The 16325-nt window shown below is 42.4% G+C and carries 17 protein-coding genes and 1 pseudogene; 3 read left to right on the plus strand and 15 right to left on the minus strand.

What is annotated here, in order from left to right:
- Positions 1-102: 102 nt before the first annotated feature.
- Positions 103-1008 carry a hypothetical protein gene (locus A8805_RS10360; protein WP_109711073.1) on the minus strand — a complete coding sequence of 302 codons (906 nt, stop codon included), beginning with the start codon at positions 1006-1008 and terminating at the stop codon, positions 103-105.
- Positions 1009-1485: 477 nt separating this feature from the next.
- On the opposite strand from A8805_RS10360, the gene A8805_RS10365 reads away from it, so the two are divergent.
- Together A8805_RS10365 and A8805_RS10370 are read left to right on the plus strand one after the other, a co-directional pair.
- Positions 1486-2169 (plus strand): DUF554 domain-containing protein, encoded by a 684-nt coding sequence (locus A8805_RS10365; protein WP_109710801.1) that lies wholly within the window; start codon positions 1486-1488, stop codon positions 2167-2169.
- Between the two features lie 27 nt (positions 2170-2196).
- The gene (locus A8805_RS10370) at positions 2197-2751 is read left to right on the plus strand and encodes a M48 family metallopeptidase (protein WP_109710803.1); all 555 of its coding nucleotides are present in this window, start codon (positions 2197-2199) and stop codon (positions 2749-2751) included.
- Between the two features lie 54 nt (positions 2752-2805).
- Here A8805_RS10370 and A8805_RS10375 read toward each other — a convergent pair whose 3' ends face one another.
- Complete coding sequence (locus tag A8805_RS10375; RefSeq protein WP_109710805.1) at positions 2806-3420, minus strand: Maf family protein; 615 nt, start codon at positions 3418-3420, stop codon at positions 2806-2808.
- A gap of 23 nt (positions 3421-3443) precedes the next feature.
- Positions 3444-4166, minus strand: coding sequence for a DUF554 domain-containing protein (locus A8805_RS10380; protein WP_109710807.1), 723 nt, complete (start codon positions 4164-4166; stop codon positions 3444-3446).
- Positions 4167-4283: 117 nt separating this feature from the next.
- Here A8805_RS10380 and yaaA point away from each other — a divergent pair, with 117 nt between their 5' ends.
- Positions 4284-5045, plus strand: coding sequence for a peroxide stress protein YaaA (gene yaaA / locus A8805_RS10385; protein ID WP_109710809.1), 762 nt, complete (start codon positions 4284-4286; stop codon positions 5043-5045).
- A 21-nt stretch (positions 5046-5066) separates the two neighbouring features.
- On the opposite strand, the gene A8805_RS10390 is transcribed toward yaaA, so the two are convergent.
- The 12 genes and pseudogenes from A8805_RS10390 to A8805_RS10440 all read right to left on the minus strand — a co-directional run bounded on the left by A8805_RS10390 (position 5067) and on the right by A8805_RS10440 (position 16312).
- Positions 5067-5672, minus strand: a complete 606-nt coding sequence (locus A8805_RS10390; RefSeq protein ID WP_109710811.1) for a cyclase family protein — start codon at positions 5670-5672, stop codon at positions 5067-5069.
- A complete protein-coding gene (locus A8805_RS10395) occupies positions 5669-6130 on the minus strand; it encodes a YaiI/YqxD family protein (protein WP_109710812.1) in 462 nt (153 codons plus the stop codon). The genes A8805_RS10390 and A8805_RS10395 overlap by 4 nt, the downstream gene beginning before the upstream one ends.
- Before the next feature lie 161 nt (positions 6131-6291).
- Entirely contained in the window at positions 6292-6384 is a 93-nt protein-coding gene (locus A8805_RS22575) for a putative holin-like toxin (protein WP_242992334.1), read from the minus strand.
- A gap of 111 nt (positions 6385-6495) precedes the next feature.
- Positions 6496-7785, minus strand: coding sequence for an amidohydrolase (locus A8805_RS10400; protein WP_109710814.1), 1290 nt, complete (start codon positions 7783-7785; stop codon positions 6496-6498).
- A 1-nt stretch (position 7786) separates the two neighbouring features.
- On the minus strand, positions 7787-9649 hold the full coding sequence (locus A8805_RS10405) for an ATP-dependent nuclease (RefSeq protein WP_109710816.1): 1863 nt from the start codon (positions 9647-9649) through the stop codon (positions 7787-7789).
- Between the two features lie 400 nt (positions 9650-10049).
- Complete coding sequence (gene clpP / locus A8805_RS10410; protein ID WP_109710818.1) at positions 10050-10646, minus strand: ATP-dependent Clp endopeptidase proteolytic subunit ClpP; 597 nt, start codon at positions 10644-10646, stop codon at positions 10050-10052.
- A complete protein-coding gene (locus tag A8805_RS10415) occupies positions 10643-11056 on the minus strand; it encodes a helix-turn-helix transcriptional regulator (RefSeq protein ID WP_109710820.1) in 414 nt (137 codons plus the stop codon). The genes clpP and A8805_RS10415 overlap by 4 nt, the downstream gene beginning before the upstream one ends.
- 83 nt (positions 11057-11139) lie before the next feature.
- Positions 11140-13323 carry a methyl-accepting chemotaxis protein gene (locus A8805_RS22580; RefSeq protein WP_242992336.1) on the minus strand — a complete coding sequence of 728 codons (2184 nt, stop codon included), beginning with the start codon at positions 13321-13323 and terminating at the stop codon, positions 11140-11142.
- Positions 13324-13685: 362 nt separating this feature from the next.
- Positions 13686-14402, minus strand: coding sequence for an ABC transporter permease (locus tag A8805_RS10425; RefSeq protein WP_109710822.1), 717 nt, complete (start codon positions 14400-14402; stop codon positions 13686-13688).
- Positions 14399-15079, minus strand: a complete 681-nt coding sequence (locus tag A8805_RS10430; RefSeq protein WP_109710824.1) for an ABC transporter permease — start codon at positions 15077-15079, stop codon at positions 14399-14401. Before A8805_RS10430 ends, A8805_RS10425 begins: the two co-directional genes overlap by 4 nt.
- Positions 15076-15664 (minus strand): annotated as a pseudogene (locus A8805_RS22995) (ATP-binding cassette domain-containing protein). Before A8805_RS22995 ends, A8805_RS10430 begins: the two are co-directional and overlap by 4 nt.
- 57 nt (positions 15665-15721) lie before the next feature.
- Positions 15722-16312, minus strand: coding sequence for a TetR/AcrR family transcriptional regulator (locus A8805_RS10440; protein ID WP_109710827.1), 591 nt, complete (start codon positions 16310-16312; stop codon positions 15722-15724).
- Positions 16313-16325: the final 13 nt, after the last annotated feature.

Raw genomic sequence — 16325 nt, forward strand, 5'->3', positions numbered from 1 at the left:
AGCGGCCATTTTCCTTGTGTGCGCAGTGAGCATCCCCCGGATGGGTTTTATATAATAAAACGTGCAGGATTCTCAGCCATGAGAACCCTGCACGCTTTTCTTCTATTCTTTCGCTTTCTTTTTCTCCAGTTCCTTTTCTTCTAATTCCTTTTGATGCTCAATTTCTGTTCTTGCAATTTTCAGGAAATCCCGCTCTTCTTTCTTTTTCCTCGGAATAAACCTTCTTGCCACACTGCCTTTTCCTCTGTTTTTCACATAAAAATATCCTATTACTGAAAATATCAATGCACCTACAAAGTTTACCATCAGGTCTTTCATTGTATCTATCAGGCCAATATCCAGGTACCCTCCAAGCCCCAGGTCCTTTCCATTAAGAACCACACTGGTTATGTTGTTAATTTCCGTGGGGATATTCCTTCCATCCGGGTCCAGCATAACAGAGCGTATTGTATGAATTACCGTGTCTTTTTGCATATCATAGCCGAATAACCAGTCCATTCCAAATTCAAAGAACTCCCATATCACACCGATTGTCATGGAGAAGCAAAATGCTACAATTGCCGTAAACAAGGGTGAGAGTTTAAAAACCATCTTCTCGCTCCGGTTCAGCAGATCTACCATAGAAAATCCAATAGCTGCCGCCAGGAATCCATTTAAAGTATGAAGAACTGAATCCCAAAATGGAAATACAAGATAAAACTCCCTGATCTCCCCTAAAATCTCCGCTGCAAAAATAAACACAAGGATAATGATTTCCAGTGTGGTCGGCAGCTCCACTTTCATGGTAATCTGTACGAAACTAGGTACTACTAAAAGCAGCAGTGTTAAAACACATAAAAATACATTCTCATAATTCCTGTTAAAAATCTGTAAAATCATAACTATAATCACAAGAAGACGCAAAACGAAATAAACCATAAACGAGCTTCTATGCTCCCGCAGCTCCATATGAAGAGCTTTCCACATCGTGCGGAAGCGGTCAGTACCTTTTTTCCCATTATTCTTCATCTTATTCTCATTCCTTTGAAATACCATTGACAACTCTTATCTATTATATGGAGATTATGCGGTTATTGCAAGATAAATCCCAAAACCATGCAGGATTTAGGGTGTTGTTTTATTGAGACATCATTGATATTCCTGATCTGCTAACCAGAGTTTTACACAATCCTTACCATAATATGTTTGTACCCTTCTGCCCTTTCTATAAGAATATGCCTAACAAGGCATACTTTTTGAACTACTAATGTTCAGGAAGGTATCCCTTCCTGAACCGGCCACGTTTAAACACACATAAAACCAAAGGAGATTTCTTATGAAAGTCAGAAGTACAGTTGAGAAAATTCAATTCGACACACTTAAAAAGAAATGTAAAAAGCAAAAGGGTAACTACTTTGAAATTATATAATTGAATCCCACTCTTCATTTCACAAATGCGTTTTAATTTGGTATACTGGGACAAACTACAAAAGGAGTTATAGACAGATGATATTAACAGGCGTATTTGCAAATGCAGCCACCATTATAATTGGCGCGCTGATGGGTATTGTATTCAAAAAAGGGGTTCCCGAAAAAATGAACACTTCTATTATGCAGGGTTTGGGACTGTGTGTGTTGTATATTGGAATCAGTGGTTCCCTAAAGGGTGAGAACACCGTCATCGTGATTTTATCTATTATTATTGGTGTAATTATAGGCGAAATATTTAACTTTGACCGGAGACTTCAATGGGTGGGAGACTCTTTGCAGGCCATGTTCAAATTCAATGGTTCTAATAATTCCATCGCGGAAGGATTTGTCAACTGTACCATTTTTTTCTGCGTGGGTGCAATGTCTATTGTCGGCTCTCTCCAAAGCGGATTGACAGGCAATCACGAAACATTATTTGCGAAAGCCCTGATTGACGGAACAATCTCTCTTGTAATGGCCTCTACGATGGGAATCGGCGTTGCATTTTCGGCTCTCACAGTATTTCTTTATGAATCTCTGTTGACCTTATCCGCCAATGTAATCTCCGATTTTCTCACAACTCCTGTCATAAACGAAATGACCTGCGTTGGTTCACTACTCATTGTTGCAATCGGATTAAATATGCTGAAACTGACCAATATTAAAGTCACAAACTTTATCCTGGCACCCTTTATTCCAATTCTTCTATACTTATTCTAATCCCAGCCCGAAAGGAGCAGGCACAAAATGAAGCATCCTTATACATATGAAATTATATACAGCAGCCGGAAAACCCTGGCTGTTCAAGTGACTTCCGACGGAACCGTGAAAGTCCGCGCTCCCAAGGGATATCCCAAAACAGCTATCCACAATTTCCTCAAAGAAAAAGAAAACTGGATTCTGAAACACGTAGATAAGGCAAAACAAAAGCCGTCCCCCTGTCCCCCCACACTTTCAGGAAAAGACAGAAACCGCTACATTCAGATTGCCCGGGATATCTTTACACAAAAAACAGCCTACTACGCTTCTATCATGAACGTAACATATGGCCGTATCTCAATCCGCGAACAAAAAACACGCTGGGGAAGCTGCTCCAGCCGGGGAAACCTGAACTTTAACTGGCGTCTTATATTTGCACCGGAACCTGTCCTCGATTACATTGTAGTCCATGAACTGGCCCACCGCCGGGAAATGAACCATTCCCACTCATTTTACGCCATCGTAGAATCCGTTCTGCCCGATTATAAAAAAATGAAGAAATGGCTCCGTGACAACGGCCATTCACTATGGACCATAGTATAAATTCTGAATATTCTGAAAACGACACGCAAAGGGGACAGTCCCTTTTCAAAAGGGTCAGACCCTTTCCAAAAGGGACTGTCCCCTTTTATCGCGACCTTTTATCTGCTGGTATATATAAGATATTGGAAGTCCTACTACATTGTAGTAATCCCCTTCTATCTTATCTATATACGCTGCAAATCTTCCCTGGATTCCGTATGCCCCTGCCTTGTCCATTGGCTCTTTGCTTTTAATATATCTCCAAATTTCCTCTTCATCCATGTCATGTACATACACTGTTGTCCGGACAGCATGGCTGCATACCTGCCGTGCTCCATTCCCATCAAAATTCAGAATTGTAACTCCTGTATATACCTCATGTGCCCTTCCCTGCAAATTTTTCAGCATATAAAATGCATCGTCTTCATCTTTGGGTTTTCCTAAAATTCTTCCATCTAGTACTACGATTGTATCTGCACCTATTACAATCATGTCCTTTGTTTCCAGCTCCGATGCTACGTTTTCAGCTTTCATCAATGACAGCTCTTTTACAATCTCTTCCGGAAGAACACTCTCATAATATTCTTCCTTATGGCTTACCACCACTTCAAATTCCAGCCCTATCTGCTCCATTAGCTCCCTGCGCCGCGGAGACGCAGAGCCAAGTATAATCCTTTTCACAACACACATATCTCCCTCATACTTTAATGCTCTTAGTATACCACAATATGTAACCAAAGATAAGAAAATGGCATAACTAAAACCATAGCAGGAAGCATATTTGCAATTGGAAAAGATTTGATTCCGGCAATACGAAAACCGGTAGCAAGCATCAAAATCCCTCCACAGGCAGTAAAATCACTAAGCATTTCAGGCGTTGTCATTGGCATAATAAAAGCTGCACTGAAAAACAGCAGAAGCAGTACGATAAACTGCGGAATACAAACCGTACATACAATAAAACCAAGACTGGCTGCAAAAATCGCAGCTGTAAAAAAATCTAAAATGGATTTGGAAAACAGAATCGTATGGTCGCCTGTCATTCCGGACTGTAATGCACCAAAAACGCCTGTTCCGCTTGCACAAAACAGTACCACAATACTAACAAGCTTTTGCATAAATTCCTCCTGGCTCATGCTGCTTTCTTTTGAAGCAAAAATCTTAGAAATTGGAGCCTGTACCTTCGCTGCGGCAACCGTAATTCCATATTCTAAATGTATCAGCTCTCCAATTGCAGTACCGATAATAACTGCCAATACTACAGCAGGAAGGTAAGTCAGCTTTACAATGGAAGCAACACCCATTGCCATAGAAGTAACACCAAATATTAAAGTAAGATTACTTTTAAAATTTTCTTTCAGCTTATTTCCCAACAAAGTTCCGACAGCACCGCCAAAAAGGACAGACAGGCTATTTACAACAACACCAATTAGCATCTTTATTTACCTCGTTATTTTTATATTATTTTCATTTGTGTCTTTATCATGATATAATCGTAGTCAGATTGACTCCCCTTAAACAATTTATAGATGAATACCGGAAAGGGTACACAAATGTTAAAAATCATTATTTCACCGGCTAAGAAAATGAATATTATAGATGAATATCCATGCACCGTTACCAAACCTGTTTTTTCCAAAGAAGCGAAATATCTGCATAATATATTAGCAAAAATGTCCCGCAGCGAATTAAAAGAATTATGGCGGTGCAGCGATAAACTAACTGATATGAACTACAACCGTCTTCATACACATTCTTTAGAGCGCAATCAGTCTCCGTCCCTTCTCGCTTACGAAGGTATCCAGTACCAGTATATGGCCCCTCAGGTTTTTTCCGAATCAGAGTGGAAATATGCTTCAAAATATCTGCGGATCTTATCAGGATTTTACGGTATTTTAAGGCCAACAGACGGTGTAGTTCCTTACCGCCTGGAGATGCAGGCAAAGCTGGAAACAGAGTTGGCGGCAGACTTGTACCAATTTTGGGGAAGAAAGCTGTACGAACGGCTGACTGAAGGCAGAAGTGTACGTAATCTCCAAATTGTAAACCTTGCCTCTGCTGAATACAGCCGGATAATCCTTCCGTACATAACTGCTCCCGCCACCTGTGTAACCTGCATTTTCGGAGAGGAAATAGACGGAAAGATAAAAGTGAAGGGTACAAAAGCGAAAATGGCACGAGGTGAGATGGTCCGGTGGATGGCTGAGCATCAGATAAAAAATATCAGAGATATCCGTGAATTTGACCGTCTTAATTACCGTTTCCAGGAGGAAACGTCTTCTGATAACAAGTATGTTTTCTTGAAAACAGTTTAACCCAATTCTTCATCACACATTTCAGAATATCTCCTCCGCCCCGCCGTTACCTTTAATAAGCACCGCTCTGCATGGGGCTCCGTCACATCCGCCCAATTTTAGGGGCTGGGCACACAAAAAGTACTCTCCTGCCTCCGCTTCTTCCAGGCACAGCCCTTCCAGAATCGCCATGCCGGCTCCCAGAAGAATTTTATGTACTTTCTGTATTGCTCCGGGAGTCTCCTCCGCCCCTACTGTCTGCTTTTCCACCCCTACCAGCTCTACGCCATTTTGAGCAAAAACCTCCGCTGCAGCCTCTGTAAGAGTGACATTCCCTTTCCATAATTGCTTTTTCCCTTTACCGGCTGTCATCTGCCGGGCCGTCTCTCCATCCAGTATCCCTTCATACTCCAGCACACAGCATTTGCCCATTACCTGCTCTAAAGGAAGCTCATCAATCCTCCGTCCTTCATCCATAAAGTGCCAGGGAGCATCCATGTGTGTTCCGTTATGTGCGCATAGCTTCAGATAAGTAAGATTGCAGACATCCCCATTTTTTATCTCCATCAATCGCTCATACTCCGGAACGGGGTCCCCCGAGTATGCTTTAGAACTGAATAATTCTCTTGTAATATCAATATACTTCATAACTCTTGCGCCCCTTCCCTAATCTTGATGATCAGCTTGCGAAATGACTTTTCAAAATGCTCGTCATCTTCTCTTGTCCGCTTTCTGGGCCCCTTCAAGTGATTCTTTTTTGATTTCCTGCGTACTTCCTTTGCAATATGCCGTTCAAACATCATTTGGTCTATATTCTCCACCGTATACCATTTCCCACTCTGATGAATTGGAAAAACACCTTTTCCAAGGCACATAGATGCCACGCCGTAATCCTGGGTCACCACAATGTCTCCCTTTTCCGTCATTGTAACAATTTTAAAGTCTGCAGAGTCCGCACCCTTTTCTACTGTCACAATTCTGCTGTATTCAGACTGAAACAAATGCGCCGTATCACATACCAATACAACCGGAATTTTTTCCTGCTCTGCGATATTCTCTATAATTCCGATCACCGGACAAGCATCCGCATCTACTATAATTTTCACCTTAGTTATCCTCATTTCTTCCGGATTCTTGACATTTTATATTTCCAATGCTATGATAATTATATAAAAAGAGTAGCCGCCCACAAGGGGTTGACCTCAAAATGAAATTACGAAATTCCACCCTATACCGGTCAAAGTATGAAGGGTGGTTTTTCTATGTATTACTGGCTAATTAAATAAATAAAGGTCAGTAATGCGAGAATAAACATGCCGAATTGCATCAAATCCTTGAAGTCAAACGGTTTTTTGTCCATTCACATCACCTCCCATCTGTTTAAGATGAAAGGCCAACACACCCTATACACGACTACTCTTAATAAAATTCTATCACAGTCCTTCGTTCTCTTCAATCCACGATTTAACAATTACTGTTCCGCCCACGCCTCTTCTATCTTCTCCGGCTGTTCCAGCAGCATCCAGCTTCCCAGTGCCATACACTCCGCCACATACACCATTGCCTTCTGTCCGATACTCATTCCCACCTGTGCCGTAGTTGACCAATGGTGCAGAGGTGTCCCTTTACACATCGCAGCCGCACTGAGCATTATAGTGGGAACTTTGTGGCTCACATCGGATACATCGGTCCCGATAGGCAGCAGTACCGGCTCATCCTCAAGAGGCTCCAGTCCCGTAAAATAAACCCCATTATTCTGAATTCCTGCCCGCTCGCTTATATCCCTTGCAAATACAATCTCTTCCTCGGTATGTTCCGGAACGGGTATCTGTTCCATAGCCTTATAAAACACTTCCGCAAGAGTCCGGTTCACCTTCATCTCTTTATTTTTTGTCACACGTTCTATTTCAACCCTTGTTCCCGTCATCATTGCAGCTCCCTGGGCACATGCATCCACTCTCTGGGAAGCATCCTCCATCCGCTCACTTTTACCGGAACGGATAAAATAGTTTGTAGAAGCATAGTCCGGCACAATATTTGCCGGTCCGTCTGTATTTGTATAGGTATAATGCATCCGTATATCATCTGCCACATGCTCCCTCAGATAATTAACACCTACATTCATCAGCTCCGCAGCATCCAGCGCACTGCGTCCCATCTCTGGATTTTTGGCAGCGTGGGCAGTCGTACCGTAAAATTTATAATTCTTGATGTCCTGGGCCAGCCAGATGTCATAACTCACCCGGTTTCTATCAAAAGGATGCCAGGTGATTGCCACAGACAAATCATCAAATACACCCGCCTCGTTCATTTGGATTTTTCCGATTACAATCTCTTCCGCCGGACAGCCATATACCCGGATTGTCCCTTCCATACCAGACGCTTCCATCTGCGCTTTCAGGGCACAGGCCGCTCCGGCACATGCAGTCCCCAGAAGGTTGTGTCCGCAGCCATGTCCCGGACCACCGCTTGGTTTGTACTCACACACTGCCTCCTGTCCCAGTCCCGGCAAAGCGTCGTATTCCGCCAGAAAGCCTAGAATCGGTTTTCCGCTTCCCCATTGTGCAATAAAGGCTGTTTCAAAACCTGCTATATTCCACTGGATAGAAAATCCCTGTTTTTCCAAAAAATCTGCCAGGCGTTTGGATGAATACACCTCCTCCTTTGATAACTCAGGATGGCGGAATATATCATCTGCTGTTCTCAGCATTTCTTCCTCATTTTGCTCAAACCAGGTTTTCCATATTGCTTTCTGTTTCATTTTACTTCTCCTCCTTCTTCCGGCTCTCAAAATAAATAAACCGGTCTATAGAATCTAAAATATCCTGAAAATCTTCTCTCTGTGCTAAATCAATATATTTTCCCAGCAATTCCTGCTCCTGCTCTTTATATCTTCCATAATAAATATCATACAGGTTATGTCCCCGCATATAAATCTTAATCTCCTCCATATGCTCTTTCACATCCTTCACCGTCTCCAGGTCCCGGCCCAGAATATCCAGCAGATGTCTTCCGCTTCTGATTTTATGGAGATACTCCTTCCATTTTCCCAAAAATATCTCATAGAAGGCTTCCTCGGACTCTATGATGCCCAACTGTGCCATAATCCGTGGATTCAGAAAATAGTTTTCAAAAGAATAGTAATGCAGGACCAATACATTCTGCGGCAGGACCCTGGGCAGTTTATCAGCGTCCTCTTTACTTCTCTCCTCATAATACCGGCATAGCTGTCTCTTCAGCTTTTCAGGATCTTCTCCATCCCCGTCCCTGATCATCAGAAACTGGTCCTTTAAATAAATCTGATTCATATATTTCAAATTTGCATAGGTCTTAATATTTGTACAGCTATTCGTGGTAATGATGGCAATGCGGGACAGATTTCCCTCTTTATCATATGTCTCCGAATAATATTTCTTAATTAGTAATGGCAGCCTGCTCTTATCCTGCTTGCCTTCTACAATGAAAACAAAATTTACATTCAGCAAATCATTGGCCGTGTAACCCAAATCATCCAGAATTGTACTAATGTCTGTTGTCTCACGCACTGCGGAACACCCCATTTCATCCAGCACAGTCTGCCGTATCTGGCGGCTGTTAAAGTTGAACAAAAGGTTCGGAGAATGGGTGGAAAAAATAACCTGGTTTTTTCTGGATAACCGATATAATATCTCGCCGGATACTTTTTGAAGCTTCGGATGCAAAAATATTTCCGGGTCCTCTACCATCACAATACCAGGTGCTCCGTCCTCCCCTTCCGCATAAGTCTCCAGCAGTGACAGCATATATACACTGCGCATGCCCTTCCCCATCTGCGTAATCGGGCGGGCTCCGGTTCTTTCCCTGCTGCGTATTTCCGTTGTCACAAGCAGCATCCTTTCCACATCCCGGTTCATGGAATAAATGATTTCTTCCTGACCGCCGTTTTTTCTGAAATTCTCATTTACCTTCCCCGCAAATTCATTGAGGTTTAACTGATACAGTTTATAATCCAAAAGCTTTGCCGTCTCAAAAGCATCCAGCTCCTCCGGTTTTTTCTGGTTAATCAGCCCAATACATGCAAAACAATGGTTGCACATTTTTGCCCGGTCGAAAATACAGCAGCCGGAGCGTATTCTTTTCAGAAGTTCATCTTCCTGCAGCATCAGCAGATCCCCTTGAAGCTGATCCAGGTCACGGTCCGTATCCATATAATAAATCTGCGGAAACACCTCTTTTATATAGCGGTTGTTCTTCTGCACACCGTCATTGTAGCGGACATTCCCCTCTTTATTTACCGTAAAGTCAAACGTCAGAATCCCATTCTCATCATAGGAAGGCAGTTTTTTCCGAAAATCCTCTCTCCATGCCTCCATTCTTCTGTACCTGCTGACAACTCCCCGCTTCTGAAAGCTCAGAAGATCGTCCTCCCCAATTTCCAGGGAAACAGATACTTCCACATTCGGAAAGTTTTCCCGAAAATCTTCGGGCAGGATACGGTAAGAGCCGCCTACAGCCCGGATGGCATCCAAAACAGCCGTCTTTCCTGTATTATTCTGCCCTACCAAAATCAGGGCATTTTCAATATCCTTGATATACATATCCCGGATAGATTTGAAATTCCGGATTCTTAAACTGGTTATCTTCATAAGATACTCCTCTACAGTCCGTCAAAGATTCTAATCTTTAAAGTCTTTCCCATTATATCATGATACATAAAAAGAATGGCAGCTTTTTTCAAAACCACCATTCCAATCGGCTATACCTTAATGCACATCTCTATTCCGCCGTTGAAACAACGGCTAATTATCTTTCAGCTAAATTATATGTTCCAATGTTCTCAAAATCCAAAGCAACAACGGCTGACTCAAAGGTAATTTCAAAAAGAGCACTGCTTTTGTAACTTCGTCAAAGTAGAAATTTACAATCTTTACATTCTACGGTGAAACCATTTTTTCTATTCAGCCAACCAGCTTGGAAAATTTAATTCTTGAAAAATTGGATGCAATAAAAAATCATCTTTTTTCCATCTGAAGTACGTAAACAAGCTTATAATACTATTTTACGGTGTTCTACAATCTCATCAATAATACCGTACTCTTTTGCTTCCACTGCACTCATAAAATTATCCCTGTCAGTGTCTTTTTCTATTTGTTCTATTGGCTGTCCGGTATTTTCAGCGTAAATTTTGTTAAGCCGCTGTTTTGTTTTCAGCATATGGTCGGAGATAATTTTAATGTCACTGGCCTGACCTTTCATACCGCCCGATATAGCAGGCTGATGTATCATAATCTCTGCATTTGGCAAAGAAAACCTCTTCCCTTTTGTACCGCCGGCCAATAGAAAAGAGCCGAAGCTGGCAGCAACTCCGATGCAAATAGTTGACACATCGCACCGAATATAGCGCATTGTATCATATATAGCGAGACCAGCAGTAATAGACCCGCCCGGACTATTGATATATAAACTAATATCCTTATCTGGGTTTTGGCCCTCTAGAAAGAGAAGTTGTGCAACTATTAAACCGGCAGTCGTATCATTCACATCTTCACCCAGAAAAATAATGCGGTCAGATAAAAGGCGGGAATAAATATCATAACTGCGTTCACCCCGGCCGGTTTGTTCAATAACATAAGGTATCGTCATGCCGCCACCGCCAATCTGCTATAAGAATAAACGCTAAGAATAGATTGCATTTGATATGCTTTTCTTATTGGAAAATATTGCTTATCCATTCGATACTTCATCGGTGCGCAAAGATAGATATTACGAAAAGCATTCGTGAAAGCCTGCTGCGATTGGTAGCCTGTTTCATAGGCAATATCTACGATTGCTTTATCCGTATAGACAAGTTTCTTTGCCGCCTCTGTTAAACGCCGCTCAAAAATATACTGGTGAATGGTTATTGCGGTTTCTTCTTGAAAGGTACGGTTCAAGTAAAACTTGGAATATCCGACCTTTTCTGCTATTTCGTCCAGCGATAGGGCTTCGCCTCCGCTTTTAAGCTGCTGTTCGATATATTCGATTATACTTTTTGCAATTTCTGATTTATCCATGCTATCAAGTCCTATCCATATATTTTTATAATATTATATACCCTTTACACTTCGCATGTCTTAATAAAAATTGCTCTCATAAGTCAATATTTTCCCAGATCCATGTCGGAAGGCAGCGAAGGTACAGAATCCTCTGTGCAGGAAAGAGTCTCGTGGGTGCGGCTGGAGCTGGGATGTGCACCTCTTTTGTCGTCTCTCAGCGTAAACCGCTGCACCTCCTGACGCAGCATGTCAGCCTGTGCGGACATCTCTTCACTGGTGGCAGAGTTTTCCTCGGCGGTGGCCGCATTAGTCTGCACTACAGCGGAAACCTGATTCAGCCCATCATTGATCTGTTCGATAGCACTGGTTTGTTGAGTGGACGCGTACTCCACCCTTTCAATACTCTCTGTCACAGATTGTGCACTCACCTCGACGGATTGCAGGAGTTCCGCGGTCTGCGAGGTAATTTCCGTTCCTCTTTCAATTGTGCGGACAGCCGTTTCAATGAGCTCCGCAGTTTGTTTTGCGGCTTCGGCTGATTTTCCTGCCAGATTGCGCACCTCGTCCGCCACCACCGCAAAGCCTTTTCCAACGTCTCCCGCGCGGGCGGCTTCAACGGCTGCATTGAGTGCAAGAATGTTGGTCTGGAACGCAATATCCTCAATGCCCTTGGTGATACCCGCAATTTGGCTGGATGCGGAACCAATGTCGGTCATTGACTCGGTAAGAATCCCCATCTGCTGATTGCTGGAAGAAACTCCGGCCACTGCCTGTTTCACATATTCCGCCGCACTCCTGACATTCAACATGTTTTCCTCTGCCTGTACAGCTACTTCGCTGATGGAAGCACTCAGCTCCTCTACGGTAGCCGCCTGCTCGGTGGAGCCTGATGCCAGAGCCTGCGCGCCGCTGGAAACTTGATTAGAACCAGTTGCAACCTGGTCGGCGGCACTGTTGATAACCGACATCGCCTCGTTCATATTTTCAACCATTTTGTTAAGCGCCTTGTTCATCACATCAGCATCCGAACGTGCAGGAATCGTGACGGAATAGTCCCCCTGGGCGATTTGTTCCAAAACATCTGCCTGCTGCTTCACACCATCGGCCATATCTGCGAAAGCACGGATTAAAAGAATAATTTCATTGCGTGTGTTTGATGTTTTGTCAACCTGCCTCCCATCAGCCACAGCGATATTGCCAAGCGCCATATCGCTTGCAACCTGGGTCAGGATGGGAAGATCTTTCAGGCGTCTGCGGACAATGACTAGAATCGTGATACCGACCACGACAATCAGCAGGACACCGATGCCAATGACGGAAAACAACAGGGAGTTCGACGCGGCGTTCACTGTTTTTTGCGGCACAACTCCGCAGACAACCCAATAGTCGTCCGTACTGCCGATTTTCACACCTGAACCCAAAAAGGTCATATTAGTATTGGTAACGTCTGAATAGGCGTCAACAGCAAAGGTTCCGCCATTATTTATCACTCGTTCAATCTCTTCTTTGTAATTTCCCATCCACGTTGTGTCGTATTGCTGCAAAACAAGGCTGGAATCGGGATGTGTTGCCAACAGTCCTCCGGGAGACAGCGAGTAAATATATCCATTGTCGAGAATGGAACCTGTATTCATCGTGGCGTTAATATCCTCCATGTTGATGTCAACACCTACCACCCCCGCGGTGTGCCCGTTTAATGTGACCGGAACGCTTATACTGCAAACAAGCTGCTGCTCCCCATTGACCTCATATGGATACGGGTCGGTAATGTGTACCTTTCCGCTGTCAATGGCACTGAGATAAAAATCACCGGCCGCAGGGTCATCGTACCCCGTCAAGGCATAACTGCTGTACCCTCCGCTTCCGTCAGAGCCTATGTAAGGAATAAAACGACCGGTGGAGTCATGCAACTTGGTGTTTGCAAACTGGCGGTCCTTTCCGTCCAGGGCGTTGGGCTCCCAGCAGGTCCATATACCGGACAGCATATTATTTCCCTTGATTGCCTGTTCGAGGGCGTTTACAATATCGGCCCGGGGATTCTCCGAGGTTTCTGCAAGGTTCTGTACAATAGGGGCCACCGACATAACCGTGCCGTAAGAGGACATGGAGATGGCCTCAAACTGATTGCTGTACTCGTTTACCCTGGCATCCATCAGCTGGGATGTGAGATTCTGGGTGGCGGAGAAAGAAAGGACTCCGATCACGCCCGCCATGAGTAGAATTCCTGCAACCAATACCGCTAGTGCGGGAACCAATATAGATGTTTTGATACTTTTGTTTTTCATACTTAAAACCCTCCTGTGATTATACTTTTCCCATAGACATAATGCGGCATAAATAGCCATATACAGCGTATGATAACACTATTTCGACACGAAAAAAGGCGCAATATTTCAATTTCCATTTTCACGTATCGAATAGCAAAGAGTTTGCAAAGCAGACTCTTGCGCCTGGGTTGGCCGCATAACGACATCTGCCGCTTATGTCGCAGTACCATCCCCGGTCGGGTTTTTTTTGTAATAGGGCGTAATTTCCTATTACACAAAAAACACCTTCGCGTAAATTCACGCGAAAGGTGCCGAATAAAAAAGCAGCGCAGTAGCTGCATTTTCATATCATTACTTTAGTAGCTGAATGGAACCATGCTCTAACAAGCTATTTTTTTGATGAATTTTTTGGATATAAGGATAACCCAAAGTCCTCCAAGTAAAATTGAGATAAGCAATGCCAAATAATTATTTGATTGTATGGCTCTTGCCATCCAATACGATGGCAGAATTGATAGTGTATATTGCATTTTTCCGGTTATAAAATATGGAGCAAACGCCCCCACAGTAAAGAGAGTTGTTATTTTTCCAACTGCCATTCCTTCCACCTTATTTGCTGATAGAGTGACAATAAGCAACGCTATAATAACACCTTGAACAGTTCCTGCCAGTGCAATACCTGTAAGCATCAGTATATTTACATTGGACAGACGAAAAAGCGCAGACACAAAAATGCTGGCAGGAAATGAAATAAGCCCTATTACTCCCAATCTTGATAATAAATATCCTGTTTTCCCCAAAGGTGTAACAGCTAAATAGGAAACCATATGGTCGTCTGTTTCTTCCAGTATTACCATGGCAACAACGTAATTGAACATGGATGGGGTTAGAATTATTAGAAATAAATCAACCAACTCATAATAGGGAGCTAAAATTGCGTCTGCACCGAAATAACCAGTTATTAACTTCTCTATAAAAGGGATCGCAAACCGAAAAAAAGTTCCTGCAAGCAGGGGAGCAAGGGCAATTATTATAAGCATAGCATCTTGCTTCAACTGCCGTATCATCTGTAAAAAGCTGATATAAATGGCATTCATAACTTAACCCCTCCAAGACTCCTCCACATTTTCATGGTTGCACGCTGAGCAACCATGAATAAACAAACAATTACAATTAATAGCATAGAAATATCACGCAGGGGATTTTGGCTGCTGTTTGAAATTAACGCCATGCTGCCATTCAATGGATACCACTGTATAATGGCCGATGGGACAAATAAGTAAATTATAGGCGGTACAAAACAAATAAGCTCTAGGGGAGCGGTCATAATGATATACTGATTCAAGCTGTTTATTTTTGTGGCTGCAATTAAGCCCAATAAAGTGAAAATTATGGAAGTTAACGCCGTTGCAAGTAAAACTTCCGGGATATTTCTTATCCCTGCCACAAATGCAAGCACGAAGGACACCAGTACAGATATAAGCATTAGTGATATTGTCTTTGCTATTATATACTCAATCGCTTTTACAGGGGAAACCGCCAAAGCATTTAATACCCTTTGACTTTTTTCCAGCAGCACAATCGCCCCCATAAAGAAAAGTCCCATTGCTGCAGGGTCGGAATAAATCATAATGCTTACAGCCTTTTCACGCCATGTTTCCGGAAAGATAAAAAGCAGAAAAACATATAGCGCGCAGAACAAGAGATAAATAAAGTAAAAACCATATTTGAATTGAAAATGGATATCTCCAAGTATTAGTTTTACGATTCTCATTGCAGTGTCCTCCCTGTAATCTCAATAAAAATATCATTCAAAGTTGGCTCACTGCTGTGAATGGATAGTATGCGGTCTTTCTTTATTAGGTTTGTCAGCACATTGTCTTGCGATATTTGAGAAAGCAGGCATTCGCCCAGACGCTCATGCTTATCATAGTAAGTGTACCAAACCTTTGCTGCTCCTTTCCGCATAATAAGATTGTGGGGACTATCCAAAGCTTTAATGCCGCCGTTCACAATAAAAGCCACTATATCGCACAATTCTGTTGCGTCTGCCATATTGTGCGTAGTTAAAAATATGGTTTTGCCTGGCAGTTAATTTTTCATACATCGTTGAATATTCAAAATCCACACCAATGTTCTCATAAAAGCGGTTATCATGCTCTTTGCATTCGATACCATCTAACTTAACACTTCCATCATATGTCGTGATTAAACCCGTGAGAATTTTTTGTAATGTTGTTTTTCCCGCACCCGATGGACCTAAGAAACCAAATATTTCTCCTTTTTCAACATGAAAATTCATGCATGTAATGAAGGGTTTTTTTGAATAACTGAATGATAGATTTTTGACTGTCAGCATAGCGTCCTCCTTAAATGACCAAATCATTATTTTTAGTCAATAAAATAGTAAAAAATTTTAGTTTAGCATTTGTAATACTAAACCTCTAATGGTAAGTTTTAGAGCTTCGTTAAAATATTCTTCGCCTGCCTCGCGTTTATAAATCATACCGATAAAAAGGTTTCTGAAAGCAGCCGCATAATAATCGGTGTTGATTTTATCAGAACATGAAACCATTTCTACAATATCTTTAATCATTGTACTATCATGTAAAAAATGAGTCTCCATAACCTCCTGGGGCAATTTACGGTAAAGCAGTTCTATTTCTCCGGTTGTCAAAAGACGCAGTAAGCCTGTTTCATCTATTGTTTTAAAAAAGCCATAGATTATTTCAGTTAAGTTTTCAGTTGTTATATGTTTTTCCAAGGACTTGATTTCATTTAACAACTGCTTTTCTATGGTCTCATGCTGTTGCAATAATACCTCAAATAATAATAGCTCTTTTGATTCATAGAACAAATAAAAAGTACCCTTGGGGATTTTCACACGTTCCACTAATTCATCTACGGTAGTACGCCTGATTCCAAAAGTCGAAAGGCAATATGAGGCTTCTTCTTTCAGCCTTTTTTTGATATATGCGCGTTCGTTATCCGTATATATTTTAGGCAACTCAACCTCTCCT

This window comes from Faecalicatena contorta (assembly GCF_003149105.1).
GTDB lineage: Bacteria > Bacillota > Clostridia > Lachnospirales > Lachnospiraceae > Muricomes > Muricomes contortus_C.

Coding starts and splice junctions, on each gene's coding strand:
- A8805_RS22575 (WP_242992334.1), bottom strand. CDS start 6,384: ATGGACAAAAAACCGTTTGACTTCAAGGATTTGATGCAATTCGGCATG.
- A8805_RS10405 (WP_109710816.1), bottom strand. CDS start 9,649: ATGAAGATAACCAGTTTAAGAATCCGGAATTTCAAATCTATCCGGGAT.
- A8805_RS10430 (WP_109710824.1), bottom strand. CDS start 15,079: ATGAGAATCGTAAAACTAATACTTGGAGATATCCATTTTCAATTCAAA.
- A8805_RS22580 (WP_242992336.1), bottom strand. CDS start 13,323: ATGAAAAACAAAAGTATCAAAACATCTATATTGGTTCCCGCACTAGCG.
- A8805_RS10375 (WP_109710805.1), bottom strand. CDS start 3,420: ATGTGTGTTGTGAAAAGGATTATACTTGGCTCTGCGTCTCCGCGGCGC.
- A8805_RS10380 (WP_109710807.1), bottom strand. CDS start 4,166: ATGCTAATTGGTGTTGTTGTAAATAGCCTGTCTGTCCTTTTTGGCGGT.
- A8805_RS10425 (WP_109710822.1), bottom strand. CDS start 14,402: ATGAATGCCATTTATATCAGCTTTTTACAGATGATACGGCAGTTGAAG.
- A8805_RS10365 (WP_109710801.1), top strand. CDS start 1,486: ATGATATTAACAGGCGTATTTGCAAATGCAGCCACCATTATAATTGGC.
- A8805_RS10415 (WP_109710820.1), bottom strand. CDS start 11,056: ATGGATAAATCAGAAATTGCAAAAAGTATAATCGAATATATCGAACAG.
- A8805_RS10400 (WP_109710814.1), bottom strand. CDS start 7,785: ATGAAACAGAAAGCAATATGGAAAACCTGGTTTGAGCAAAATGAGGAA.
- A8805_RS10360 (WP_109711073.1), bottom strand. CDS start 1,008: ATGAAGAATAATGGGAAAAAAGGTACTGACCGCTTCCGCACGATGTGG.
- yaaA (WP_109710809.1), top strand. CDS start 4,284: ATGTTAAAAATCATTATTTCACCGGCTAAGAAAATGAATATTATAGAT.
- clpP (WP_109710818.1), bottom strand. CDS start 10,646: ATGACGATACCTTATGTTATTGAACAAACCGGCCGGGGTGAACGCAGT.
- A8805_RS10370 (WP_109710803.1), top strand. CDS start 2,197: ATGAAGCATCCTTATACATATGAAATTATATACAGCAGCCGGAAAACC.
- A8805_RS10390 (WP_109710811.1), bottom strand. CDS start 5,672: ATGAAGTATATTGATATTACAAGAGAATTATTCAGTTCTAAAGCATAC.